The organism is Anaeromicrobium sediminis, assembly GCF_002270055.1.
Taxonomy (GTDB): Bacteria; Bacillota; Clostridia; order Peptostreptococcales; family Thermotaleaceae; genus Anaeromicrobium; species Anaeromicrobium sediminis.
Genome location: NZ_NIBG01000024.1, coordinates 41941 through 66901, shown reverse-complemented (window position 1 = coordinate 66901; position 24961 = coordinate 41941). Strand labels below are relative to the sequence as shown.

Annotated in this window: 24 protein-coding genes, 3 tRNA genes, 1 rRNA gene and 1 riboswitch; of the genes, 21 read left to right on the top strand and 7 right to left on the bottom strand. The window is 31.8% G+C overall.

Annotated elements, in window-relative coordinates:
* The first annotated feature begins 62 nt into the window (after window positions 1-62).
* The 5 genes from rrf (at window position 63) to cls (ending at window position 2309) form a co-directional block, all read left to right on the top strand.
* Window positions 63-179, top strand: a 5S ribosomal RNA gene (rrf, locus tag CCE28_RS18575).
* A gap of 2 nt (window positions 180-181) precedes the next feature.
* Window positions 182-257: transfer RNA gene (locus CCE28_RS18570), tRNA-Val, on the top strand.
* A tRNA-Leu gene (locus CCE28_RS18565) sits at window positions 258-342 on the top strand.
* 12 nt (window positions 343-354) lie between these two features.
* Window positions 355-448 (top strand) — tRNA-Ser (locus CCE28_RS18560).
* A gap of 256 nt (window positions 449-704) precedes the next feature.
* The gene (gene cls, locus CCE28_RS18555; protein WP_242973027.1) at window positions 705-2309 is read left to right on the top strand and encodes a cardiolipin synthase; all 1605 of its coding nucleotides are present in this window, start codon (window positions 705-707) and stop codon (window positions 2307-2309) included.
* A gap of 28 nt (window positions 2310-2337) precedes the next feature.
* Here the strand turns inward: cls and CCE28_RS18550 are convergent, their stop codons facing one another.
* Entirely contained in the window at window positions 2338-3417 is a 1080-nt protein-coding gene (locus CCE28_RS18550; RefSeq protein ID WP_095135229.1) for an NAD(P)H-dependent flavin oxidoreductase, read from the bottom strand.
* A 154-nt stretch (window positions 3418-3571) separates the two neighbouring features.
* On the opposite strand from CCE28_RS18550, the gene tpx reads away from it, so the two are divergent.
* The 4 genes from tpx to CCE28_RS18530 all read left to right on the top strand — a co-directional run bounded on the left by tpx (window position 3572) and on the right by CCE28_RS18530 (window position 6911).
* A complete protein-coding gene (gene tpx, locus CCE28_RS18545) occupies window positions 3572-4081 on the top strand; it encodes a thiol peroxidase (RefSeq protein ID WP_095135228.1) in 510 nt (169 codons plus the stop codon).
* A gap of 136 nt (window positions 4082-4217) precedes the next feature.
* Entirely contained in the window at window positions 4218-4571 is a 354-nt protein-coding gene (locus tag CCE28_RS18540) for a CidA/LrgA family protein (RefSeq protein ID WP_095135227.1), read from the top strand.
* A gap of 1 nt (window position 4572) precedes the next feature.
* Entirely contained in the window at window positions 4573-5280 is a 708-nt protein-coding gene (locus CCE28_RS18535; RefSeq protein ID WP_095135226.1) for an LrgB family protein, read from the top strand.
* 17 nt (window positions 5281-5297) lie between these two features.
* Window positions 5298-6911 carry a GGDEF domain-containing protein gene (locus CCE28_RS18530; protein WP_095135225.1) on the top strand — a complete coding sequence of 538 codons (1614 nt, stop codon included), beginning with the start codon at window positions 5298-5300 and terminating at the stop codon, window positions 6909-6911.
* A 41-nt stretch (window positions 6912-6952) separates the two neighbouring features.
* Here CCE28_RS18530 and CCE28_RS18525 read toward each other — a convergent pair whose 3' ends face one another.
* Window positions 6953-7630, bottom strand: a complete 678-nt coding sequence (locus CCE28_RS18525; RefSeq protein WP_095135224.1) for a metal-dependent hydrolase — start codon at window positions 7628-7630, stop codon at window positions 6953-6955.
* 211 nt (window positions 7631-7841) lie between these two features.
* Here CCE28_RS18525 and CCE28_RS22350 point away from each other — a divergent pair, with 211 nt between their 5' ends.
* On the top strand, window positions 7842-8003 hold the full coding sequence (locus tag CCE28_RS22350; RefSeq protein WP_176461910.1) for a hypothetical protein: 162 nt from the start codon (window positions 7842-7844) through the stop codon (window positions 8001-8003).
* Between the two features lie 19 nt (window positions 8004-8022).
* Here the strand turns inward: CCE28_RS22350 and CCE28_RS18520 are convergent, their stop codons facing one another.
* A complete protein-coding gene (locus CCE28_RS18520) occupies window positions 8023-8586 on the bottom strand; it encodes a zinc-ribbon domain-containing protein (protein WP_095135223.1) in 564 nt (187 codons plus the stop codon).
* Between the two features lie 142 nt (window positions 8587-8728).
* A riboswitch (Lysine riboswitch) is annotated at window positions 8729-8919 on the top strand.
* Between the two features lie 161 nt (window positions 8920-9080).
* On the opposite strand from CCE28_RS18520, the gene CCE28_RS18515 reads away from it, so the two are divergent.
* The 3 genes from CCE28_RS18515 to CCE28_RS18505 all read left to right on the top strand — a co-directional run bounded on the left by CCE28_RS18515 (window position 9081) and on the right by CCE28_RS18505 (window position 12195).
* Complete coding sequence (locus CCE28_RS18515; RefSeq protein ID WP_095135222.1) at window positions 9081-10286, top strand: aspartate kinase; 1206 nt, start codon at window positions 9081-9083, stop codon at window positions 10284-10286.
* Window positions 10287-10548: 262 nt separating this feature from the next.
* The gene (locus tag CCE28_RS18510; RefSeq protein WP_095135221.1) at window positions 10549-11328 is read left to right on the top strand and encodes a short-chain-enoyl-CoA hydratase; all 780 of its coding nucleotides are present in this window, start codon (window positions 10549-10551) and stop codon (window positions 11326-11328) included.
* An 18-nt stretch (window positions 11329-11346) separates the two neighbouring features.
* Window positions 11347-12195: a 3-hydroxybutyryl-CoA dehydrogenase gene (locus tag CCE28_RS18505; protein ID WP_095135220.1), complete on the top strand. Its 849-nt coding sequence runs from the start codon at window positions 11347-11349 to the stop codon at window positions 12193-12195.
* A 40-nt stretch (window positions 12196-12235) separates the two neighbouring features.
* On the opposite strand, the gene CCE28_RS18500 is transcribed toward CCE28_RS18505, so the two are convergent.
* Window positions 12236-12967, bottom strand: coding sequence for an SIMPL domain-containing protein (locus CCE28_RS18500; protein WP_095135219.1), 732 nt, complete (start codon window positions 12965-12967; stop codon window positions 12236-12238).
* Between the two features lie 183 nt (window positions 12968-13150).
* On the opposite strand from CCE28_RS18500, the gene CCE28_RS18495 reads away from it, so the two are divergent.
* Both CCE28_RS18495 and CCE28_RS18490 read left to right on the top strand, forming a co-directional pair.
* Window positions 13151-14092: an LCP family protein gene (locus tag CCE28_RS18495; RefSeq protein WP_095135218.1), complete on the top strand. Its 942-nt coding sequence runs from the start codon at window positions 13151-13153 to the stop codon at window positions 14090-14092.
* Window positions 14093-14300: 208 nt separating this feature from the next.
* Window positions 14301-15443 carry a hypothetical protein gene (locus CCE28_RS18490; protein WP_095135217.1) on the top strand — a complete coding sequence of 381 codons (1143 nt, stop codon included), beginning with the start codon at window positions 14301-14303 and terminating at the stop codon, window positions 15441-15443.
* Between the two features lie 20 nt (window positions 15444-15463).
* On the opposite strand, the gene murC is transcribed toward CCE28_RS18490, so the two are convergent.
* Window positions 15464-16855, bottom strand: coding sequence for a UDP-N-acetylmuramate--L-alanine ligase (gene murC / locus CCE28_RS18485; protein ID WP_095135216.1), 1392 nt, complete (start codon window positions 16853-16855; stop codon window positions 15464-15466).
* 218 nt (window positions 16856-17073) lie between these two features.
* Here murC and purR point away from each other — a divergent pair, with 218 nt between their 5' ends.
* Window positions 17074-17889 (top strand): pur operon repressor, encoded by an 816-nt coding sequence (gene purR / locus CCE28_RS18480; RefSeq protein ID WP_095135215.1) that lies wholly within the window; start codon window positions 17074-17076, stop codon window positions 17887-17889.
* A 67-nt stretch (window positions 17890-17956) separates the two neighbouring features.
* On the opposite strand, the gene CCE28_RS18475 is transcribed toward purR, so the two are convergent.
* Both CCE28_RS18475 and CCE28_RS18470 read right to left on the bottom strand, forming a co-directional pair.
* Window positions 17957-18895, bottom strand: a complete 939-nt coding sequence (locus tag CCE28_RS18475; RefSeq protein ID WP_242973026.1) for an EamA family transporter — start codon at window positions 18893-18895, stop codon at window positions 17957-17959.
* Between the two features lie 231 nt (window positions 18896-19126).
* Window positions 19127-20293 (bottom strand): iron-containing alcohol dehydrogenase, encoded by a 1167-nt coding sequence (locus tag CCE28_RS18470; RefSeq protein ID WP_095135214.1) that lies wholly within the window; start codon window positions 20291-20293, stop codon window positions 19127-19129.
* A 265-nt stretch (window positions 20294-20558) separates the two neighbouring features.
* On the opposite strand from CCE28_RS18470, the gene CCE28_RS18465 reads away from it, so the two are divergent.
* The 5 genes from CCE28_RS18465 to pth all read left to right on the top strand — a co-directional run bounded on the left by CCE28_RS18465 (window position 20559) and on the right by pth (window position 24932).
* On the top strand, window positions 20559-20912 hold the full coding sequence (locus CCE28_RS18465) for a winged helix-turn-helix transcriptional regulator (RefSeq protein ID WP_095135213.1): 354 nt from the start codon (window positions 20559-20561) through the stop codon (window positions 20910-20912).
* Window positions 20913-21302: 390 nt separating this feature from the next.
* The gene (gene spoVG / locus CCE28_RS18460) at window positions 21303-21572 is read left to right on the top strand and encodes a septation regulator SpoVG (RefSeq protein WP_095135212.1); all 270 of its coding nucleotides are present in this window, start codon (window positions 21303-21305) and stop codon (window positions 21570-21572) included.
* 289 nt (window positions 21573-21861) lie between these two features.
* Window positions 21862-23238, top strand: a complete 1377-nt coding sequence (glmU, locus tag CCE28_RS18455; protein ID WP_095135211.1) for a bifunctional UDP-N-acetylglucosamine diphosphorylase/glucosamine-1-phosphate N-acetyltransferase GlmU — start codon at window positions 21862-21864, stop codon at window positions 23236-23238.
* Between the two features lie 17 nt (window positions 23239-23255).
* On the top strand, window positions 23256-24203 hold the full coding sequence (locus CCE28_RS18450) for a ribose-phosphate diphosphokinase (RefSeq protein ID WP_095135210.1): 948 nt from the start codon (window positions 23256-23258) through the stop codon (window positions 24201-24203).
* Window positions 24204-24374: 171 nt separating this feature from the next.
* Window positions 24375-24932, top strand: a complete 558-nt coding sequence (gene pth / locus CCE28_RS18445) for an aminoacyl-tRNA hydrolase (RefSeq protein WP_095135209.1) — start codon at window positions 24375-24377, stop codon at window positions 24930-24932.
* Window positions 24933-24961 lie beyond the last annotated feature (29 nt).

Below are 24961 nucleotides of genomic sequence, written 5' to 3'. Positions count from 1 at the left end.
TAAAAGTATTGACAAAGCTAAAGAAGTTTGATATAATAGATTTTGTCGTTACAAAAGAATAATCTAGCGATAATAGCAAGAGGGCTACACCTGTTCCCATACCGAACACAGAAGTTAAGTCTCTTAGCGCCGATGGTACTTGGTGGGCAACTGCCTGGGAGAGTAGGACGTTGCTAGTTATGGGAGTATAGCTCAGCTGGGAGAGCACCTGCCTTACAAGCAGGGGGTCACAGGTTCGAGCCCTGTTACTCCCACCAGCGGGTGTGGCGGAATTGGCAGACGCACTAGACTTAGGATCTAGCGCTTCACGGCGTGGGGGTTCAAGTCCCTCCACCCGCACCATTTAAATATTGTGGAGAAGTACTCAAGTAGGCTGAAGAGGACGGTTTGCTAAACCGTTAGATCGGATTATACCGGTGCGCGGGTTCGAATCCCGCCTTCTCCGCCAGTAAAACACTTACATTTATGTAAGTGTTTTTTTCATTTATAAAAAAGTTGCTCTAAGCAAAATGTGTATGAACTTACTTCAGTCATATAAATAAATAGGTTCACAACCCCCTGGATACCAGTTCTTCTTCACATAATTAATATAAATTATTATTTTTTTAAAGGAAAAAACTTGTTATGGTGAATATTATATAATAGGGTTTACTTTTTCTCATGAGGGTAAAAATAGTATAAAGGTTTGTATTTGGGGTGAAGGAATGAGACGAGGAAAGTCAGGATTTATTATATTAGTAATAATTAGCTTTATAGCCATAATTGCATTTCAAATTACAGGATTATTTGTTAAGATTGAACTCAAACAACTATATACGGGCTTTTCTACAGGCCTTGAAGATATGGGTGATGGGGCATATAGTTTATCGGCTGTAACAGAATACTTGAGCATATTATTTTCAGTATATATTATGTTTTTAGCCCTATTCATATTTTTAGAGAGTAGGGACCCATCTAGGACCATAGCCTGGTTGTTAGTTTTAATTGCATTTCCACTTCCAGGTTTCATATTTTACTTATTCATGGGTCAGGATATAAGGAAAAAGAGGATATTTAAGAAAAAGAAAAAATCGGGTTTCCCTTATTTTAAAAAGGCTGTGGAGATTCAAAAGGAAACTATGAAATATGTGGACTTATTTTCTTCTGATGAGTCCATAGTTAAAAAGAGATTAATAAATTTAATGATAAATAATGCAAATGCACCTTTTACTTTAAATAATAAGGCTAAAATCCTCACTAATGGAGAAGAAACATTTAATGAAATAATAAAGGAACTAAAAGGGGCTCAAAGCCATATTCATATGGAATATTTTATTATTAAGAATGACAAAATAGGAGGTAAGATATTTAATATATTAAAGGACAAGGCTAAAGAAGGAGTAAAAGTAAGAGTAATTTATGATAGTGTAGGAAGCTTTAGATTAAGTAAAAACTATTTAAATGAATTAAGAGGCTATGGAATAGAAATCGAAGGATTTTTACCAGTTTATTTTCCCCTATTGAGTAGGGAATTGAACTACAGAAATCATAGAAAGATAATTGTCATAGATGGAAAGATAGGATTTTTAGGAGGTTTAAATATTGGAGATGAATATTTAGGCCTAAATGAAACCTTAGGATTTTGGAGAGATAGTCATTTAAAGGTGAGAGGGGAAGTCGTATATGGACTTCAAAATATATTTCAAAGAGATTGGTTATTTGTAACTGAAAAAACTATAGCCTTTGATGAAGAATATTATCCCTCACAAGGACATTGCGGAGAGCATTTAATACAGATTGCTGCCAGTGGACCTGATTCTGATTGGCAATCCATCATGCAGGGATATTTTTGTATCATATCATCAGCAGAGAAAAGAATATGGATAAACACACCATACTTAGTTCCAGGGGAAAGTATAATGACCGCTTTAAAGACAGCTGCATTAAGTGGAGTAGATGTAAGAATTATACTACCATATAAGCCAGATCATAGAACAGTATTTTGGGCTAGTATGTCCAATGTGGAGGAACTTTTAGAAGCAGGGGTAAAGGTATATCAGTACAAAAAAGGCTTTATGCATGCCAAAATAATGCTTGTAGATGGCATTGCAGCATCTGTAGGTACTGCAAATTTAGACATAAGAAGTTTTAGGCTTAATTTTGAAGTAAATGCTTTTATATATGATGAGGAATTAGTAAACAGGATGGAGAAAGATTTTAAAGAGGATATAGAACATAGTAAGGAAATAATATTAGAGGACCATAAAAATAGAAATATAGTGAGTAGATTAAAAGAGTCTACAGGAAAACTGTTTTCACCACTATTATAATGAATTAAAAGTAAAAAGAGGAGTATAATTACTCCTCTATTTTTGATAATCCTTCTTTTAGTTCTTCAAATATATTTTTAACAGATGTGATTTCTTTTATTTTATGAACTTTAGCTCCTGCAAAGGCAAAACCTTTATCTAAGTTACCCCTTTGTGCTTGAATTAAAGCATCTGCAATACAGTATAAAGTTTCCTTAGGATTACAGGTTTTAATACAGTTTACACATTTAATTCCTTTAGGTTTACCATTTTCGTATACGTCAGATACGAACTTATTGTAGATAGCTCTACCTGGTAGGCCAACAGGACTTTTTATAATATATACATCATCTTCCGTGGCATTTACATAAGATTCTTTAAACTCTATAGCTGCGTCACACTCTTCTGTGGCAACAAATCTAGTAGCCATTTGAACTCCTGAAGCACCAGCCTTTAATACTTCTGAAATATCCTCTGCACTATAAAGTCCACCGCCTGCTATTACAGGAATTGTTTTATTGTATTTTTCTTCGAAAGGCTTTATAGCTTCTAAAACCTCTTTAACTAAATCCGTTAAAGCAAAATCTTCTCTATGCTCTAATTGCTCAGGACTGAATCCTAAATGCCCACCTGCTTCTGGTCCCTCTACTACGATAGCGTCAGGTATATAGTTATGCTTTCTGTCCCATTGCTTACATATTAATTTAGCAACCTTGCCAGAAGACACTATAGGAGCTATTTTAGTTAAGGATCCCTTTACTAAAGCTGGTAATTTCATAGGCATACCTGCTCCTGCAAATATAATGTCAACCTTTTCCTTTACTGAGAGCTTTACCATCTCTTCAAAGTTTGTAAGAACTGTCATAATATTTACACCAATAATTCCATCTGGAGCAAGTTCCTTTGCTTTTCTTATATGATAAGTTAAACCTTCCATATTAGCTTTAAATTTATCTTTATAATAATCATCTAAATTAAAACCAGGTTCAACAGCTGATATAACGCCGATACCACCACAGTTAGCAACGGCTGAAGCTAAGTTAGAGAGGGAAACGCCCACTCCCATGCCACCTTGCACAATAGGCATGTTAGCTACTAAATCACCTATTTTTAGTTTTGGTATTTTCATTTCAACACTCCATCCATTTTATATTATACTCCAGTGTCATTATATAACAAATGTCGTCAATATACAAATGTAAAATATAAGGCTTTGAGAGATTAAAATTTAGTTTTTAGGATATATATATTATATATTATTTCGTTAGGAGGATACAATTATTATGGAAAATAAAAGAGGGAATATAACTATGGGAGGAAATCCTGTAACTATAGTAGGTAATGAAATTAAGGTGGGAGATAAGGCACCTGACTTCACCCTATTAAAAGGGGATTTAAGCCCATATACTTTAAATGATGCAAAGGGAAAGGTTAAAATAATCAGTGTAGTACCATCTATAGATACGGGAGTTTGTGAACTTCAAACTATAACTTTTAATGAGGAAGCATCCAAGTTAGATGATATTCTTATTTTAACCATTAGCGTGGACTTACCCTTTGCCCAGAAAAGATTCTGTGCGGCTAAGGGGATAGATGAAGTAGTAACTTTATCAGACCATAGGGATTTATCTTTTGGTATGAATTATGGATTTGTAATAGATGAATTAAGATTATTAGCTAGAGGTATAGTAGTTATAGATAAGGATGATGTGGTAAGATATGTGGAATATGTGGATGAAGTAACTAATCATCCCAACTATGATAAAGCCATAGAAGAAGCTAAAAAACTATAAGGGAAATCAATTAAAGGTCTATGCTAAGAAGCATAGGCCTTTAATTATTTTGTAATTACAAAATAATTGTTATAAACCTTTTAATGAAATATATATAGTGATATAATTTAACAGGAAAATTTTAGAGGAGGTTATTATGGAACTCATAAACCAATTTTTTATAATATTTACTATGCTTTTTGCAGGAGAATTTATTTCTAAAACATTTAGTATTCCCATACCAGGAAATGTAATAGGTATGGTCTTATTAACCATATGTTTAGTTACAAAGGTAATAAAAATAAAACAGGTGGAAAAGGCAGCAAACTTATTATTAAATAACTTAGCAGTTTTCTTCATATGTCCAGCAGTGGGAATAATCATGTATTTACATATGATTAAATTAGAATTCATGGCTATAATGGTTCCTACCATAATTAGTATAATTATAGGATTAGTGGTTACGGGAAAGGTAGTACAGTATATAGTTACTAGGAAAGAAGGCATATAAAATGAAGGGAATTTTTTTAAACAATCCATTTTGGGGAGTAAGTTTGAGTTTAGGAGCATTTATAATAGGTGTGAATATAAATGAAAAAATTAAGAGTCCCATAGTAAATCCTCTTTTAATAGGTTCTATTATTATAATAGTATTTCTAAAGTTTTTTAGTATAGATTATGAAATATATAAGGAACAAAATGAAATATTGAATTTTTTACTAGGGCCTGCCACTGTAATATTAGCAGTGCCTTTATATAAAAGCATGGAAGTTTTGAAGAAAAATATCCATGGAGCTTTAATGGGAATTTTAATAGGTACCATAGTGTCTATAGTGTCCGTTGTTGGACTGGCTATAGTATTAGGTGCTAGTGAGCCAGTTTTATTGTCTTTGGCGCCTAAGGCCGTTACGACGCCCATAGCCATGGAAGTATCTAGAATCATAGGGGGAATACCTCCTTTGACTACGGCCCTTGTGGCCATAACAGGTATATTTGGAGCATCCTTTGGCCCAGAAATACTTAGATTTTTCAAAGTAGACAATGAAATTGCCATGGGCATTGCCATAGGCACTACAACCCATGCTCTAGGAACTACAAGAGCCTTACAGGAGGGAGAACTAGTAGGAGCTATGAGTAGTTTATCTATAGGCATAGCAGGCCTTGTGACGGCCTTTATGACTCCATATATTATTGAGTTTGTACGATTATACTTCATATAAGGAGGAGGGGCCAGTTTATGAATAAGGGGAGCATACGAGCTAAAATACTAATGTACCTGCTATTAATAAGTATCATACCTCTTATGTTTGTACAATATGTAAGATTTACAGAAGTAAAAACAGCCATAGAGGAAAAGGAATTTAGTAAAATGGAAAACTTTTATGAAAATATAGAAAACATATTTAAGTCGTTTTTAGTTTATTGTGAGACGGATTTAAATACCCTAACAGAATCTATAGAAAATAATATTACGAAGGATGTAGATAAAGAACACATATCTAATAAACTACAGACTTTCATAAGTAGTAGAAGATATTATAATGAAGTAGCCTATATAGATGAAAGTGGAAAAGAGATTATAAGTATAAGGAAAGATTCTGATGACTTATATAAGTTTTCCAATGGTGAAAATACAATTGTTCATACTGAAATCGTTTCTAAATTAGAAAAGGGACAAATATATATAGGGAATATGGAAAAGGATGTAAAAAACTATAGTAATATTTTAGTACAGGGCGTATATAAAGAAAATCAATTAGTAGGATATATAAAAGTAAAACTAAAGATGGACATGCTTTTGAAGAGAGTAAAAAATTATGTTAAAAGAAACGGATATGAAAATGCTCCCATAATGATAAATTCACAGGGATTACATATATTTCATCCAGAGCAGGATAAGGTATGGACTCAAATTGAGGATGAGAAGATACTTAACATGATAGACGGTAATAATAAGGATATGTTAGTACATAAGGAAAATAAGCAGGTCATTGCCTTTAGAAAAATGGATTTACCTCATAATATGGATGAGTCCATATATATGGTTTTATATATAGATGAAGATAAGTACATACACGAAAATTTAAATAGCAGGCTCTTATTTGAAGTAATTTATGCTGGGGCCATATTAATAACCTTAGGAGTATTAATAACAATTTATTTAACAAAGCCCATACTGAAGTTAGCCGATACAGTAGAAGAAGTTGGACGAGGAAATTTTGATATTGAGATAGATATTAAGAGTGGCGATGAAATAGAAGTACTAGGAAATAAGATACAAGAAATGGCTAACCATCTAAAATATATGTACAATAACATGGAAAAGCTAGTAGAGGAAAGGACTAAAGAACTAAAGGTCGCCCATAAGGAGTTAAAAGAGTTAGCTAATACAGATTCCTTAACAGGTTTATATAATAGGCATTATTTTAATAGATTCATAGAAACTCAGGAAGAAGTAATAAAAGACAACAAGAGTTCTTTTAGTATTTTCATAATAGATATAGATAAATTTAAATATATAAATGACTTTTATGGTCACAATGTGGGAGATGTGGTACTGGTCCAAGTGGCCAATATACTAAAGAGTTCTACTACCCATAAGGACGTGGTAGTTAGATATGGTGGAGATGAATTTTTAATAGGTCTTGTGGATAGTAATAAACAAAGGGTTCAGGGTCTTGTAAACAATATAAGATATAAGGTGAATAGATGGAATAGGGACAGTTCAGTTCTTAGTCATGATCTTTGCCTAAGTATAGGTCATGAAGAATATGGCTTTAAATCTACTATAAAAGAATGTATTAAAAGGGCAGATGAAAAAATGTATGAAGATAAGAGAAGGAAGAGATGATATATCTTCCTTCTTTCTATATGTTTTTCTTCTTTTATATACTAAAGTTCAATTTCTTCACTTGGATTTAATATGATAACCTCTGAATTTTTTATTAAGTTCTTAAATTCTTCTGGGTCTGCTTTTACTAGATCAAAAGTATTATAGTGCATTGGGATTACCTTTTTAGGCTTTATAAAGTCCACAGCACGGACAGCATCATGTATATCCATAGTGAAATTTCCTCCTATAGGAATTAAAGCTAAATCAATATGTTCATCTTCTAGGAGTTTCATATCCATAGTAAGGCCCGTATCCCCTGCATGATAGATTTTTTTACCATCTATTTCAATTAAGAATCCTCCTGGATTTCCTCCATATAGGTCACCTGTATCCGTTTGTATAGATGAACCATGAAGGGCAGGTGTCATTTTAACTCTTCCAAAGTCAAAATTATAGGAACCTCCTATATGCATAGGATGACAGGTTAATTTATGCATACTAAGATAATTGCAAATTTCAAAATTACTTATTGTAAGGGGATTAAAATGTTGACCTAAGTAAACACTATCTCCTAAATGATCACCGTGGCCATGGGTTACAAATAGATGGGATATGTCTTTAAATTCAGATATATCCACATGAGCCGATGGATTCCCATTTATAAATGGGTCTATAAGACCTTTAAAGTTATTGTGCTCTATGTAAAAGCAAGAGTGAGCGATAAATTTGATTTTCATTTTACGTCCTCCTTATATTTAATTACTTTATTATTATACTAAATTTTGGGAAAAATATAGATGGTTTAATAAAAATAGTATATAAATATGAAAATATGCAAAAATAATAATTGAAGATGTCTAAATATTCTTTACAAATCAGATGAATTTTTGTATAATGAAATACACAGATTCGTGTAGAAAAAAGTCGAAAAGGGAAGGAAGTTCTATAATGGAATATGTCAAGATGTTGACCAAGAGAAGAAACAATTTAATGGATCGATATACAGACTTAATAAATCGTAATAATTTATCTGAAAAAGAATTAATGATGAAAAGAGAGTTAAGAAAACAGATTATGGATTTAGACTTTGAGATAGAAGAGATAGAATAGGGAAAGACGCTAAGTAAAATTACTCAGCGTCTTTTTCTTCACTTTCAATAGGACTTGCTACACATTCACATGGTTCTAAATCCTCTTCTATTTGATCTTCTTCTAGTGATGGACACTCTTCTACTGGAAGGGATTCTTCAAGGGAATCTTCCTTTTCATGTGATTGTTTACAGCCACAGTTACCATCACATGTTCCCCCATCCTTACAAGCACAAGTATCCTTTACAGGATGACCACAATTTGGACAATAGTTCACATGATCTTCTAGTTCAAATTCGCATTGAGGACACTTTAAAATTCCCTTTAATTCATCGATATGACTTTTACTTTCTTCAATTCGAGAGTCAATTTTTTTCATTTCTTCTAAAAGACATATTGATTCTTCAGATAGGCTCTCAATACTATTATTTTTAAAATCTTCATAAAGGGCTTTCCCAAGGTCATAATAAAGACCATCTAAACTAGCCATATCCTTAGAAAGAGCCATTTTCAATTTAGTCATTTCCGTTACATCAAAGGAAATGTCCTTAATTATTTTAGTGCTATCAATCATACCTTGTTTTACTTTATTAATTATACTCATGTTATACCCCCTTTAAAATCATTTCTATACTATTTTATTGACAATAAATTATATATATGCTAAAATGTCAGAAATAAAAAACTTTTATTAAAATTTTAATAAAAGGCACTTTTGAAAAAATAAAACAATTAAATATGTTAGTTTGTGTGTTATGAGGTTGCAATGATTATAATTACCACAGGTGAGAGATAGAGACTCTAGGATCTTATGGGAAAGGAATTATTGCCGAAATATGTAAATTGTCTCTAAATTTATATGTTGGGCATATACTTAATAGGTATATGACTGTTATTGATAAATTCACCACTTTATCAATAAGGAGCTGATGCACAAAGGGTGAAAAGGAGAAATAACAGTCAATGGCCTTTTTACGCTTTGGCTGTTTTTTTATTGTAAAAAAACCATATAAAAGCTTTAATAAATGATTATATAGGAGAATATAAGATAAAAGCTTTAATAAATATTTATATAGGAGAATAGGGGAGGTAAATCATATGGCCGTAGTAGTACAAAAATATGGTGGAAGTTCAGTTGCTACCTTAGAAAAAATAAAAGCAGTAGCAAGTAAAATATCAAAAAGAAGGGAAAAGGGAGATAAAGTGGTAGTTGTTGTATCCGCTATGGGTGATACAACAGATAGCTTGATAAATATGGCCAACTCTTTAAATACCAATCCTGATAAGAGGGAATTAGATATGCTCATATCCACTGGAGAGCAAGTATCCATATCATTAATGAGTATGGCTCTTCAAAATGAAGGATGTGAATCCGTATCCTTGACAGGCATGCAAGCAGGTATACAAACTAAGGGGTTTCATTCAAAGGCTAGGATTGAAGATATAGATTTGACTAATTTAAAAAATCATTTAAGTGAAGATAAAGTGGTAGTTGTGGCAGGTTTCCAAGGTGTAAATAATAATGGAGATATAACTACTTTAGGTCGTGGTGGAAGTGATACTACGGCAGTGGCCTTAGCAGCTAAACTAGATTGTGATTGTGAAATATACACGGATGTGGATGGAATATATACGGTAGATCCACGCTTATTTCCTACAGCTAGAAAATTAAAGAGTATATGCTATGAGGAAATGCTTGAAATGGCAAGTTTAGGTGCAGGGGTTATGGAAACTAGATCTGTTGAAATTGCACAAAAGTATGGAGTAAAGGTTTATGTGGCATTAAACACAGGGGAGTGGGAAGGAACTTATATAAAGGAGAGTGACAATACTATGGAAAGTAAAGCAATAACAGGATTATCTTTAAGTGATAAGGATTTAATGGTTACTATAGACAATGTTAGATATGATATACAAAATATAAGCTATATTTTTAATGAGCTAGCAAGTAAGGATATTAATATAGATATGATAAGTCAAACAGCTCCAGCAGGAGGACATGTGAGCCTATCTTTTACAGCTCCTAAGACAGATGAAAAAATCATACTTGATATATTAGAAAATGTAGAGAAAAAAATAGGAAATATAAACGTAGAAATAGAGAAAGATATAACAAAGTTATCTGTCGTAGGAATAGGTATGAGAAGTCAATCAGGGGTTGCTGCGAAGGTCTTTGATATATTAGCTAGAAACAATATCCAATTTAAGCAGGTAACTACTTCCGAAATACGAATTTCTTATACTATAGATACAAAGGACAGACAAAGGGCTTTAGAAGCTGTAGCTAATGAATTTAATCTATAGGTAAAAAACTTTAATTTAAATATATTTTAATATAAAAAAAAGTTCTAAATAGGTAAGGTTGAACATAAAGTAATAAAGTGTTGACCTTACCTATAATATGTTTTCAGAATAATTAGAAAAGAAAATAGGAGGAATTGTTATATATTTAACGAATATAACATTAGACAGGCTGTATTTATGGAAAACAGGAAAAAATAGATGTTGGTATTTTTACTTAGAAGATGTATAATTTCTTTGTAGGCTATAATTGGGGGGGAAAAATATGAACTATGAAATGTTAATTCTAGAAAAAAAAGATAGAATGGCTATTTTAAAGTTAAATAGACCAAATGCATTAAATGCGTTAAATTCTCAAATACTATTGGAATTAGATAAAGCTATTGATAATATAAAAGAAGATGATTCTGTAGATGTACTTATAGTAACTGGAGAAGGAAAGGCCTTTGTTGCTGGAGCTGATATTTCCCAAATGAAGGATTTAAATGCAGAAGAAGGAAGAAAATTTGGGATCCTAGGCCAAAGGGTCTTTAGAAAAATTGAGACGCTAGAAAAGCCATCTATAGCCGCTATTAACGGTTTTGCTTTAGGTGGAGGCTGTGAGCTTGCTATGAGTTGTGATTTAAGAATCGCAAGTGAAAGGGCCAAATTTGGTCAACCAGAAGTAGGATTAGGTATTACACCAGGCTTTTCAGGTACTCAAAGATTACCAAGACTTGTTGGTGTAGCTAAAGCAAAGGAGTTAATATTTACAGGAAAGATAATTAAAGCTGAAGAAGCTCAAAGCATTGGGTTAGTAAACAAGGTTGTGGATAAGGAAAGCTTACTTGATGAAGCCATTAGTATGGCTCAAAGTATAATTAAAAATGGTCAATTAGCTGTAAGATACTCTAAGATGGCAATCGATAGAGGAATGCAAGGTGATATTGATACAGGAATTGAAGTAGAAGCAAATTTATTTGGTTTGTGTTTTGCAACAAAGGATCAAAAAGAAGGTATGACTGCTTTTGTTGAGAAGCGTGAAGCAAATTTTGAAACTAAATAATTTAGGGGGGAACATTATATGAAAAAAATAGGTGTTTTAGGAACAGGTACAATGGGAGCTGGAATTATCCAAGTTTTTGCTCAAAAGGGTTATGAAGTTTGCGTTAGAGCTAGAAGAGATTCTTCTATTGAAAGAGGATTAGCTACAGTATCTAAAAACTTAGACAGATTAATCAAAAAAGAAAGATTAACTGAAGAGCAAAAAACTGAAATAATGGGTAGAATACATACGTCTACAGATATTAGCATAATGAAAGAGTGCGACCTAATAGTAGAAGCTGCCACTGAAAATATGGAAGCTAAAAAAGAATTATTTGCTCAATTAGATGAAATATGTAAAGAAGATACTATTATAGCTACAAACACTTCTTCTTTATCTATAACTGAAATAGCATCAGCTACTAATAGACCAGATAAGGTTATTGGTATGCATTTCTTCAATCCAGTTCCAGTAATGAAGTTAGTAGAAATTATTAAGGGAATTGCTACTTCTGATGAAACTAAGGAAGTAATAGTAGGATTAACTAAGGAAATAGGAAAAACTCCAGTAGAAGTAGAAGAAGCTCCTGGATTTGTTGTAAACAGAGTATTAATTCCTATGATAAACGAAGCTGTAGGAATATTAGCTGATGGTGTAGCTACTAAGGAAGACATAGATGAAGCTATGAAGCTTGGTGCTAATCATCCAATTGGACCTTTAGCTTTAGGAGATTTAGTTGGTCTTGATGTATGCCTAGCTATTATGGAAGTATTATATAATGAATTTGGTGATTCTAAGTATAGACCACATCCATTATTAAGAAAAATGGTTAGAGCTAATCTATTAGGAAGAAAGACTAAAGAAGGTTTCTATAACTATAATAGATAAAAATAAAAATGCTGCTCACGCAGCATTTTTTTATTTTCATCTATTTCACTTCAAATTCACAGGATACTACAGCTGTAATTTCCTTTTCCAATGAAGATGTATCGTTGATTCCATAATCTGAGATTTCATTAGAGTAAAGGGGTGTTATTTGAAATACACCAACTCTAGCAGATAATAGTTGACCTGGAGTATTATTAGAAATTTGAAGAAGCTTTTCTGCCCTTAATTTAGCATCCTTAGTTGCTAATTCTATCATCTCAATCTTTAGATCAGCTAATTTAGTATAGAAGTATTGAGGTCCGTTAGAGCTAAATTCTACCCCACTGTTTATAAGGTCTGTAGCTTCCCTTGATATATTAGTAATTTTATCTACGTCACTAGATCTGATTTCAACAGTTTGGTAGAGTTTGTAACTTTCTATTTCATTGGTATAAGTGCCATTTGGTAATATTTTATTATATGTACTAGTTGAAATGGAGGATAGAACTATGTCATCTTCCTTAATACCAGCATTAATTAAATAATTCTTTACCTTCAATTCATCCTCTTTAATTTTTGAATAGGCAGAGGATAAATCACTAGATTGAACAGAAAAGCTTCCATTCCATACAACGAAGTCTGATTTAATCTGCTTCTTAGCACTACCCTTAACGGTTAATGAATTTTTATTAGCCTTTACTTGAACAAAACCTTTTGTCACTATAACAGAGGAGACTATAACTCCTAAGGTTAATATTAAGGCCACAATTATTAATGGATTTTTGTTATTCATATACTTCACCCCTTTATTATTAATACATATATTGTAATTTATTTTAGGGAAAAAATAGTTAACAAAAAATTACAAAAAAGAGTGGAAAAGATTTCATGTTATTATTTGTAATATATTTTTAACTATTATGTTTTTAACATATGTTACAATATATATGGATATGTATTTGAAAGGAAGATAAATATGAAGACATTTATGAAGGTATTTTTCATAGCATTTCTATGTTTTACAATGGTAATTGGAGCTGGAGTATGGGCCTTTACAAAGTTTTATAATCCTCCAGAGGAAGTTGTAGTAGAGCAACCACAGGAAGAAGAAAAGGAAAAAGAAGTGCCAAAGGAAGAACCAAAGAGCGAGTTGGAGATTTTAATAGAGAAAAGCGAGAGAATTAATTTTTTATTACTAGGTATGGAAGGGCCTAGAACGGACACTATAATGTTTGCAAGTTTTGACCCAGATACTAATAATATAGACTTAGTATCTGTACCTAGAGATACTTACTACGAGAGAAATAAAAATCATTCTCCAGATAAGAAAAAAATAAATGCAGTTCATGGAGATGAAGGTGTAACGGGAACTAAGGTAGCTATTAGCCAAGTTCTTTGTAATGTTCCTATAGACTATTATGTGAAAGTTAGATATGAAGGTGTAGAGAGTGTAGTAGATTCCTTAGGGGGAGTAAAGGTGACTATTCCTATGGATATGAAATATGATGACCCTTATGACAGTCCACCTCTTCACATAGATTTAAAAAAGGGTACACAAGTGTTAAATGGTAAAAAAGCTATTCAGTTTTTAAGATTTAGAAAGGGCAACGATGGAACGGGTTATCCAAATGGAGATCTAGGTCGTACTAAAACTCAGCAACAGTTTATAAAGGCTGCTTTAAAAAAGGCATTAGGTTTTAGATTACCAGTAGTTGCCAATACCGTTATGAAATATATTGAAACGGACATGTCTGTAGTAGATGCGGTGAAACTTGCTACAGATGCCATTGGTATGGATAGTGATAGTTTAAAGACATATTCTATTCCTGGAGACACTGTAATGAGAAATAGATTATCATACTTTATACATGATAAATCTGGAGTAGAAGATATAATAAAAGAAATATATTCAAGATAAATAGGGATGCAAATTTGCACCCTTATTTTTTTGCAGTTAAGTCTTATTTGCCTATAGGAATTTTTAAATAAAATTAATATAATTATAGGGGTAGGAAGGACTTTTAATGCATATGCAGAATATGTATAAAAATGAAGGATGTATAAAAACATAAGAATGGGCTATTTTATAGATAAATGTTTTATGATTAACTTAGGAGTGATAAACAGTGAAAAACACGAAAGTAATAGTAAGATTAGTAATACTGTTTTTAGTACTTGGAAGTGTAAGTGGATCTATTACTTTCTTTATTTTGGATAAGAAGAAAGAAGTAAAGGAAAAAAGTACTGTGGCAGTTGAAGAAGTTAAAGAGGAAATACCAGCAGTACAAGAGAAGGACCCTTTTAAAGAAGTTGTTGAAAATATTAATGAATTATATATAGAATGTAAATCTTCTCCTGATAATGTAATAGAGGTGGAAGAGGATAAATCGGATAAAATTGTAGCTCTTTTAAAGGGAATGGACCTTAATTTAGTAATGTCATCTAAAGAAGACAAGGAAAAGTATAGTGAGAATCTATATACTCTCCATGTAAAAAGCGAAAATATTAAAATAAAATTAAATGACAAGTATATTATAGTAGACAATCCTACAGGTGGAAGTAATGTGTATGAAGGTAATGTAGAAGAAATACAAAGGATTATAGATGAATTGGGAATCATATATGTATATGGATACTCTAAACACTTGAGATTTAATGATGTGGATAAAATAAGTATTTTAGCTAAAGATGTATCTCGTGTGTGGACTCTCAATAATGAAGAAATTCAAGATTTTTTAGAAAATATTACTTTGAAAAAGCCAATAGTTATGGAAGAAAATATGAATTTAAGTGCCATATTCCCAAATTATCATATAGAAGTGGGCATAGGGGATATGGTATATAATATAAAGCTTTTAAATGAAAAGACAATATTAATTGATTCCTATGATTCTAAGGAGTTTTATGAATATGATGGAGAACTTTGGAATTATTTAATGGATAAATATAAAATAGATAAGGTTTTTGATAGGGATTCAATAGAGTATTTATTAAATAGTACAAAGATAGTAATAGATGATAAGGATAATATATTTGACTTAGAAGATGAAGTGTTTTATCCAAGGGAGTTAGCTAGAATGCTAATCCACTCACAAAAGTCAGAAACAATGGTGACTCCTGATGAATCAGAATTGAAATATACCTTAACCTTTAATGTGACAGGAGAAGAGTTTGAGGTTAAGATATATGAAAATAGTATTACTTATAAAAACAAGACATATTATAGTGAAAATATAGGTGAAATAATCAAAAGTAGTATGAGTATATAGTTTAAGGCTAGGATAAAATCCTAGCCTTTTAATTTATTTACTAATTTTTCTCCAATTCTATTTACATTTCCAGCTCCCATAGTAATTACCAAGTCATTTGGTTTAGCATTTTCATAAATGTAATCTACTATGGAATCAAATTCTTTCATATATGTCACTTTATCATTACGCATTTTGATTTTTTCAACTAAATCCTTAGAGTGAATTTGTCCTGTGTCCTTTTCTCGAGCTGCATAAATGTCTGTGATAATGAGATTATCTACTCCATCAAAGGCCTCTGAGAACTCATCTAAAAGGGATATGGTTCTAGTAAAGGTATGGGGCTGAAAAACACACCATAGGTTACTATGATCTATATTGGATACGGCTTTTAATGTGGCTTCTATTTCTGTTGGGTGGTGAGCATAGTCATCTACTACTCTTATATTATTAATATTACCGAGTAAATCAAATCTTCTATGGGTACCACCAAAGGTATTTAGAGCCTCATTTATATGGTCAATATCTATTCCAAAATGATGACAGCATGCAATTGATGCTATGGAATTGTATAGATTGTGTTCGCCTGGAACTCTCAAATTTATTTTTCCTAGTAATTTATCCTTTTTATACAAGTTAAAAGAAGGATATCCAAGGTCATTGAAAGAAATATTTATAGGATAGTAATCTGAATTATTATCTTGACCATAAGTGATTAAGTTACAATTTACATGGTCTATTATATTTTGTACATTAGGATCATCACCATAAGCTATTAAAAGGCCATCATTTGGGATTAAATCTATGAATTCTCTAAAGGTATTTTTAATATGATTTAAGTCCTTAAAATAATCTAAGTGGTCTTCTTCAATGTTTAAAATAATTCCAACTGTAGGGAAGAATTTTAAGAAGCTTCCCACATATTCACATGCTTCTGTAATAAAGTAATCTCTAGACCCGACTTTAACATTACCTCCTATGTTATCTAGTTGACCACCAACTAATATGGTAGGAGAGTATTTATTGTAGTCTAAAATTACAGAGATCATAGATGTGGTGGTAGTTTTTCCATGGGTACCTGCCACGGCTATGTTGTTTTTAAATTTTTTCATAAGAAGTCCTAACATTTCTGCCCTAGATAGGATAGGAATTTGTTTAGTCCTAGCTTCCATTAATTCTGGATTAGTTTCTTTCACTGCAGCAGTATATACTACTAAATCTGGACTAGATATGTTATTCTTATTATGGCCTATATGTATAGTGGCCCCTTGTGATGAAAGTTTTTTAGTGATTTCTGAATCATTCATATCAGATCCAGAAACCTTATAATCGAAGTTAATAAGAATTTGTGCTAAAGCACTCATACTTATTCCACCTATTCCGATAAAATGTATATGGTTTATACTATGTTTATCTAAATCAAAATCAAACATTATAAAATCCTCCAATAAAACTTAATAAAATTTATTGTTAATTATAGCCATATTTATATATATTTATAAAAAGAATGTGAAATGATAAATATGAACAAAAAGTTTTCTTAGAAAATTATAACATAAAAATATTTGTTGGAAGATAAATGTATTGAATAATTGTGTAAAAAGCAATAATATAATATTAAACGAAAAAATTGAATGGAGAATGGAAAAGAATGAAAATAAAGAGAAATGAACGAATCGGAGCATTAGTTAAAATATTGACTGATAATCCAAATCATTTATTTAATCTTAGTTATTTTACGGATAAATTCAATGCAGCCAAATCTAGTATCAGTGAAGATATTGTCATAGCAAAGAAACTGATGGAAGATTTAGAACTGGGCAAGATAGAAACTGTGCCAGGAGCTGCTGGAGGGGTAAAATATATACCTGTCTTAACTAAAGAAGAAACTAAGGAAATATTAGATGAAGTCTGTAACAAACTTAAAGATCCTAAAAGAATTATACCAGGTCCATTTTTATATATGGCAGATATAATATATAACCCTGCTACTATGAGAAAGGTTGGGAACATCTTTGCCACTCAATTTATGGACAAGGAAATCGATTACGTAATCACAGTAGAAACTAAAGGTATTCCTATAGCTATGATGACGGCAAATGCACTAAATGTACCACTTATAATCTTAAGAAGAGATAGTAAAGTTACGGAAGGGTCTACTGTTAGTATTAATTATTTATCTGGGTCTACTGGTAAAATTCAAACCATGTCCATATCAAAGCGCGCTATTAAACCTGGGTCTAATGTAATCATAATAGACGATTTTATGAAGGCTGGAGGAACGGCTAAGGGAATGGTAGATATGATGCGTGAATTTGATGCAAATGTGGTAGGAATAGGAGTCTTAATAAGTACTAAGGAACCAGAAGCTAAGGTTGTAAAAGATTATATTCCATTACTTGTATTAGATCACATAGATGATAGGGAACAAAATGTAATAATATATCCTAATGAAGAGTTAGTTTAAAAGGTTAGCATAGGCTAACCTTTTTTGTTTTAGTTGGTTTTTTAAGGCTGTGCTTTAAGTACAGCTTTTAATCTTTAGCCTTAAGTAAGAATTTCATTGGTGCTAGGCCAAAATTTGATATGAGTATGCCAAGAACTATAACCAAACCTCCGGCCCACTGTAGGGAGGAAAGCTGTTCTCCAAGAACAAGACGAGCGGTAATAAGTCCAGTGACAGGAACGAGTAAAGAGAGTGGGGCTACTCGGCCTGCAGAATACTTAGCAATTAATCCGCTCCATGTGCCATATCCAACTAATGTTGCGAAAAAAGCAAGATAAAAGACAGCAAAAATAGATACTCCATTCAAATTAGTAATTGCGTGTAATAATGTTTCAGGCGTGTCAAACATGAGCGCAAGTATCATAAGAGGAATAGGAGGTACAAGACTTGACCAGACAACAAGGCTAAGCATGTCTAATTTTTCTCCCCTAGAAGCTGCATGATTGACAGCATATCTTATTACTATATTGGAGCCACTCCAACAAGCGGCGGCTAAAAGACTTAATAAAAATGCTCCAAGAGGAATGGATAAGGTTCCGTTAGCACCTCCATTTGTACCTATGAGGTAAAGACCCAGTGAAGCAACTACAAGGCCTATCAGTTGTCTTACCTTTAGTGGTTCTTTTAAAAGCACTGCTGCAAATAAAATTGTAAAGAATGCTTGAGATTGAAGAACCACAGAAGCAATACCCGCTGGCATACCTATATCCATGGCATAAAACAAGCAACCAAATTGGCCGACACCCACTGCCAATCCATAGGCAATACAATATCTCCATTCTATGGCAGGACGCTTTACAAAGAAAACAGCGGGAAATGCGGTTAACACATAGCGCAAAACAGCTAATAGCATGGAAGGTACTCCAGCAAGACCCAATTTAATCACAGTGAAATTAGCTCCCCAAACCGTCACTACAAGCAAGGCAAGTCCAATATCTTTTCTATTCATTTTTTCATTTATAATCATTTCCATCTCCTTTCTATAATTAAGTAATTAAAATCATGTCCTTTATTAACAAAATCTTATTATAGATAAACAACTTGAAAAAGCTTTCTAATATTACTTTTATTCTACATGTATTAATAAATTCCTATTATTTCTAAATAAAAATCAACTTCTTATACTAGTTTTAACTAATGTTTTTGAAAAAGACTAAGCACTCAGTAGAGCCTTTAGTCTTATATTCATAATTTGTTATTAAAATTCTACTTTTTCACCATTGTAAGCACAAATAAATAGTTTTTTCATTTCTTCTACCGATATCTCTCTTGGATTTGTACCTGTACATGGATCTGCTACTGCAGTATCTGCAATTTCTTCAAGTTTGTCATTAAAGTCTTTTTCACTTACTCCAAATTCTCTTAATGTAAGTGGAATATTCATTTTTTTATTAAAATCTATTACCATTTCTACTAATGAATTCACTAATTCCTCTTCATTATTTCCTGCTAGGCCTAATCTTCTTGCTATGTCAGCATAAGCTTTACCAGCAATTTTTTGGTTAAATTGAATTACATATGGCAAGTATATTGCATTTGCACATCCATGAGGAATACTAAATATCTTTCCTGTTTTATGTGCCATACTATGAACTATTCCCAGGATTGCATTTGAGAATGACATTCCTGCAAGGCATTGTGCTAAGTGCATTTCACTTCTTGCTTTTGTATCTCCTTCAAATGACTTTACTAAGTTCTCTTTCATCATTTCAATAGATTTCATTGCTAGTGCATCTGTAAATACTGTTCTTACTGTTGACACGTATGCTTCAAAAGCATGAGTTAATGCATCCATTCCTGTGTGTGCTACTAATTTTGGTGACATTGTTTGAGCTAAATCAGTATCTACTATTGCTATGTCTGGTGTTATATTGTAATCAGCTATTGGATATTTTACTCCAGTTTTATTATCTGTTATCACTGAGAATGATGTAACTTCTGTACCAGTTCCACTAGTTGTTGTTACTGCTGCAAATTTCGCTTTTGTTCTTAACTCTGGTAGGGAGAATGGTTTTGCAGCTTCTTCAAATGTAAATTGTGGGTATTCGTAAAATATCCACATAGCTTTTGCCGCATCTATAGGTGAACCTCCACCTACTCCAACTATCCAATCTGGTTCAAATTTCTGCATTATTTTTACGCCATTCATTACGGTATCAACTGATGGATCTGATTCTACCCCTTCTATAAGTGTAGTTTCCATTCCAGCTTCTTTTAAATATCCTTCTATTTTATCTAATGCTCCACTTCTCTTTATTGAACCACCACCAATTACTATGGCAGCCCTTTTCCCTTTTAAATTCTTTAATTCTTCTATTGCTCCTTCTCCAAAATAAACATCTCTTGGTATTGTGAATCTTGCCATGTTCATTCCTCCATTCATTTTATGATATAATTTTTTTAGTTGTTTTTTTATTAAATATAACTTTCTGTGCCTCAGCACATGATTCATTATACAAATATAATAAACCTGTGCGAAGAGGGCACTTTTTAGTAGGATAGTTTCAAAAAGGAAACTAATGGAAAAACTATAATTTATTAAAATACTGATATAATAGGGGTTGCCTATTGTTATTACACTGGACAAATTCCTAAAAAAAATTTTCAAAGGATGGTGAATATAATAAAATATGCCTAAAGATAGAACTAATAAAGTGAGTTGTAGTAATTATAGATGTGAAATAGAAGTAACTTTAGAATTAATAAGTGGAAAATGGAAAGGCCTTATATTGTGGAACCTAGGAAATCATGAAGTTATAAGATTTAATGAATTTAGAAGAATCATTCCGAAAATCACACAAAAAATGTTAACACAACAATTAAGAACTTTAGAAGAAGATGGATTAATAAATAGAAAAATTTATAATCAAATTCCTCCCATGGTAGAATACTCCTTATCCGAAGAAGGTCAAAAATTAATGCCTATATTAGAACAAATGGATAAATGGGGTAAAAATTATATATCTAATTACAGAAAAGACTAAGCAGTATTTAGCTTAGTTTTTTTACTTACTAGGAAATTATAAATTTTCAAAACTATGGATAAGTAAAAAATCAAGGGGGTGGGGGAACATTCCCTGCCTCTTTAAAGGAAGGTGTTCAGATCGCGATAGCAGACGCCTGCGGGAACCATAGGGTTCCATAACGAAGCATATGAAGCATGCCTTTTTTATCAAGGGAAATGATATATAAGAGAATTAACAATAATTACAAAACATTGTTTTGAAAATAAAGAATATTTAAAAATATAATTTTTTTTATTCAAAAAGTTAAAATTTTTTAAATATTTTTGAAAATAAAGAAGGAAATAAAAAATATTTGGAGAACATGTTAAATAGCTTATTTTGTATGAGACCAGGAAGGAGGTAAAAGGGATGCAAGTTACAGATGTTCGTGTAAGGAAAATCCAGGATGAAGGAAAAATGAAAGGGATAGTGTCAGTTACTTTCGATAATGAATTTGTTGTACATGATATTAAAATAATAGAAGGACTAAATGGATTATTTATTGCTATGCCTAGTAGAAAAATAGGAGAAGGTGATTTTAGAGATATAGCTCATCCTATTAACTCAGAAACTAGATCTAGATTACAAGACAAAATATTTGATGCTTATGAAAAGGCAAAATTAAGCCAAGATGAGTAATGTACAAGCCTGATATTTTTAAATTAAAAACCTTTATGATGGAAATACTTATTATAGTTCTCATCAATAAGGTTTTTTTTATTGCATATAATCTGGGTTTAAATGATGAATACTTAACATTTGTCTTAAAAAATTTTTAAATATTAAGTTTATTGTTGGTTATATGGTATGAAAAGTGATATACTATTTATCGAAAAAAAGGAAAAAATAAGGACATAGAACTTGTCGAAAAATAAAGTTTTGTGTTCTATAGTATATATAAATGATGTATAATAGGGAGTGATTATAAATGGAAAAGACTACAGCAATTATATTAGCAGCTGGTGCAGGAACTAGAATGAAATCTAAGTTTCCAAAGGTAGTGCATAAGGTATGTGGAAAATCTATGGTAGAACATGTTATACATGTGGCTAAATGTTCGGATTGTGAAGAAACAGTAGTGGTAATAGGCCATGGTGCAGACAAGGTAAAAGAAACGGTTAAAGATGATGTACATTTTGTTCTGCAAAGGGAACAATTAGGCACTGGTCATGCTGTTTTGCAAGCAAAAGAATATATTAAAGATGAAGGTTATGTTCTTTTATTATATGGGGATACTCCTTTGATTAAAGCAGACACACTAAGAGAAATGATAGACTATCATAAGGAAAATAAATTATCAGCTACAGTTTTGACAGCTCATGTGGATAATCCTTATGGATATGGAAGAATTGTAAAGGATACAGCAGGGTATGTGGAAAAAATCGTTGAACACAAGGATGCAAATGAAGAGGAACTTAAGATTACTGAAATAAATTCTGGAATGTATTTATATGATGCAAAGCTTTTAAAAGAATCCTTAGACTTATTAAATAATAATAATAGTCAAAAGGAATATTATATAACAGATGTAGTAGGAATACTAAATGACAAAGGACATAAAGTAGGTTCTTATGTATTAGAGGATATGGAAGAAATCTTAGGAGTAAACTCAAGAGTTCAGTTGGCCGCAGCTGAGAAGATAATGAGAGACAGAACATTAAACAAACTAATGGAAAGTGGAGTTACATTGATAGACCCTAATAATACATATATAGATGCTCAAGTGGAAATTGGGCAAGACACTATAATTTATCCAGGTGCAATAATAAAGGGTAATACTATTATTGGGAATGAATGCTCTATAGGACATAATACTAGAATTGAAAACTCTATTATTAAGGATAATGTGGAAATTCAAAGCTCTACTATAATAGACAGTTTTGTAGATGAAGAAACTACTGTAGGACCATATGCATATTTAAGACCTAATAGTAAAATAGGTAAAAAAGCTAAAATAGGAGACTTTGTTGAAGTTAAAAATGCAACTATAGGAGATAATTCTAAGGCATCCCATTTAGCATATATAGGAGATGCGGAAGTTGGCTCAGGTGTTAATATAGGTTGTGGAGTAGTATTTGTTAACTATGACGGGAAGAATAAGCATAAAACCATAGTTGAGGACAATGCTTTTGTGGGAAGTAATTGTAACTTAGTAGCTCCAGTAACTATAAAAGAAAGTGCTTATATTGCTACAGGTTCTACTATAACTAAAGAAGTTCCAGAGGGAGCTTTATCAGTAGCTAGGCAAAAGCAAAGAAATATAGAAGGATGGGTAGAAAGAAAAGGACTTCTAAAAAACAAATAGCCTAAGGAGGATATTAAATGAATACTAATAGACAAAAGATCAAAGTATTTGCAGGAAATGCATCTAAAGAATTGGCTTCTAAAATTTGCAAGGAGTTAGAAATTGAATTAGGAGATGCTCACGTTGGAACTTTTAGTGACGGCGAGATTTCAGTAAATATAAATGAAACTGTAAGAGGTGCAGATGTATTTGTAATTCAATCAACTTGTGAACCTGTAAATAATAATTTAATGGAGCTTTTAATAATGATAGATGCATTAAAGAGAGCTTCTGCAGGAAGAATCAATGCAGTTATTCCTTATTATGGATATGCAAGACAAGATAGAAAAGCAAAAGCTAGAGATCCAATCACAGCAAAATTAGTAGCAGATTTAATTACGGCAGCAGGAGCAGACAGAGTACTTACTATGGATTTACATGCTGCACAAATCCAAGGATATTTTGAAATTCCAGTAGATCACCTTTTAGGTGTACCAATATTAGCTAAGCACTTCAGAGAAAGAAACATTGAAGATTTAGTAGTAGTATCTCCAGACTTAGGAAGTGTAACTAGAGCTAGAAACTTTGCGGGATACTTAGATGCACCTATAGCTATAATTGATAAGAGAAGACCTAAGGCTAATGTATCAGAAGTAATGAATATTATAGGCGATATAGAAGGTAAAAATGTAATATTAATAGATGATATGATAGATACAGCAGGAACTATTACTAATGCGGCTAGTGCTTTAAAGGAATTTGGAGCTAAAGATGTTTATGCATGCTGTACTCATCCTGTATTATCAGGACCAGCAATAGAGAGAATTAACAATTCTGAAATTGATGAATTAGTATTACTTGATACTATTGAACTTGATGATGATAAGAAAATAAAAAATATAAACTGTCTATCAGTGGCAGGAATATTTGCTGAGGCTATAAAGAGAATATATGAAAACTTATCTGTAAGTAAGTTATTTGATTAATAAAAAGTGGAAGACTTGTTCTTCCACTTTTGTTTTTTTAAAAAGATAAATATAATACTACTGTAATAGTGTCATAGTAAATATAGGTGACTTAATAAGGTTAAACTATTTTAGGATTATTACCTAACTATGATATAATTAAAGAGTTGAATATTTAGGAGAGTGATAAGAGTGTACGTAATAGTTGGTCTTGGAAACCCAGGAAAAGAATATAATAAGACTAGACACAATGTTGGGTTTGATGTTATAGACAAAATTGCAGAAAATAATAATATAGATATTAATAAAGTAAAACATAAAGCTGTAATAGGACAGGGAAGAATAAACAATGAAAAGGTTATGCTAGTAAAACCTATTACATACATGAACTTAAGTGGACGTAGCTTAAAAGAAATAGTAGATTATTACAAAGTGGATATATCTAAAATAATTGTAATATATGATGATATAGATACGGAAGTGGGGAAAATGAGAATAAGAATGAAAGGAAGTGCTGGAACCCACAATGGTATGAAATCCATAATATATGAATTAGTATCGGATAAATTCCCAAGAATAAGAATAGGCATAGGAAAGCCTGAATATGGAAAACTTGCAGATTTTGTTTTAGGAAAATTTTCAAAAGAACAACAACCACTAATAGAGGAAATTATAGATAAGGCAGCAGATTCTGTAGAATTCATAATAAAAGATGGAATTGATTTAGCAATGAATAGATATAATGGTTAAAGGATTTAGCCCAAATATGAAAAATTTGG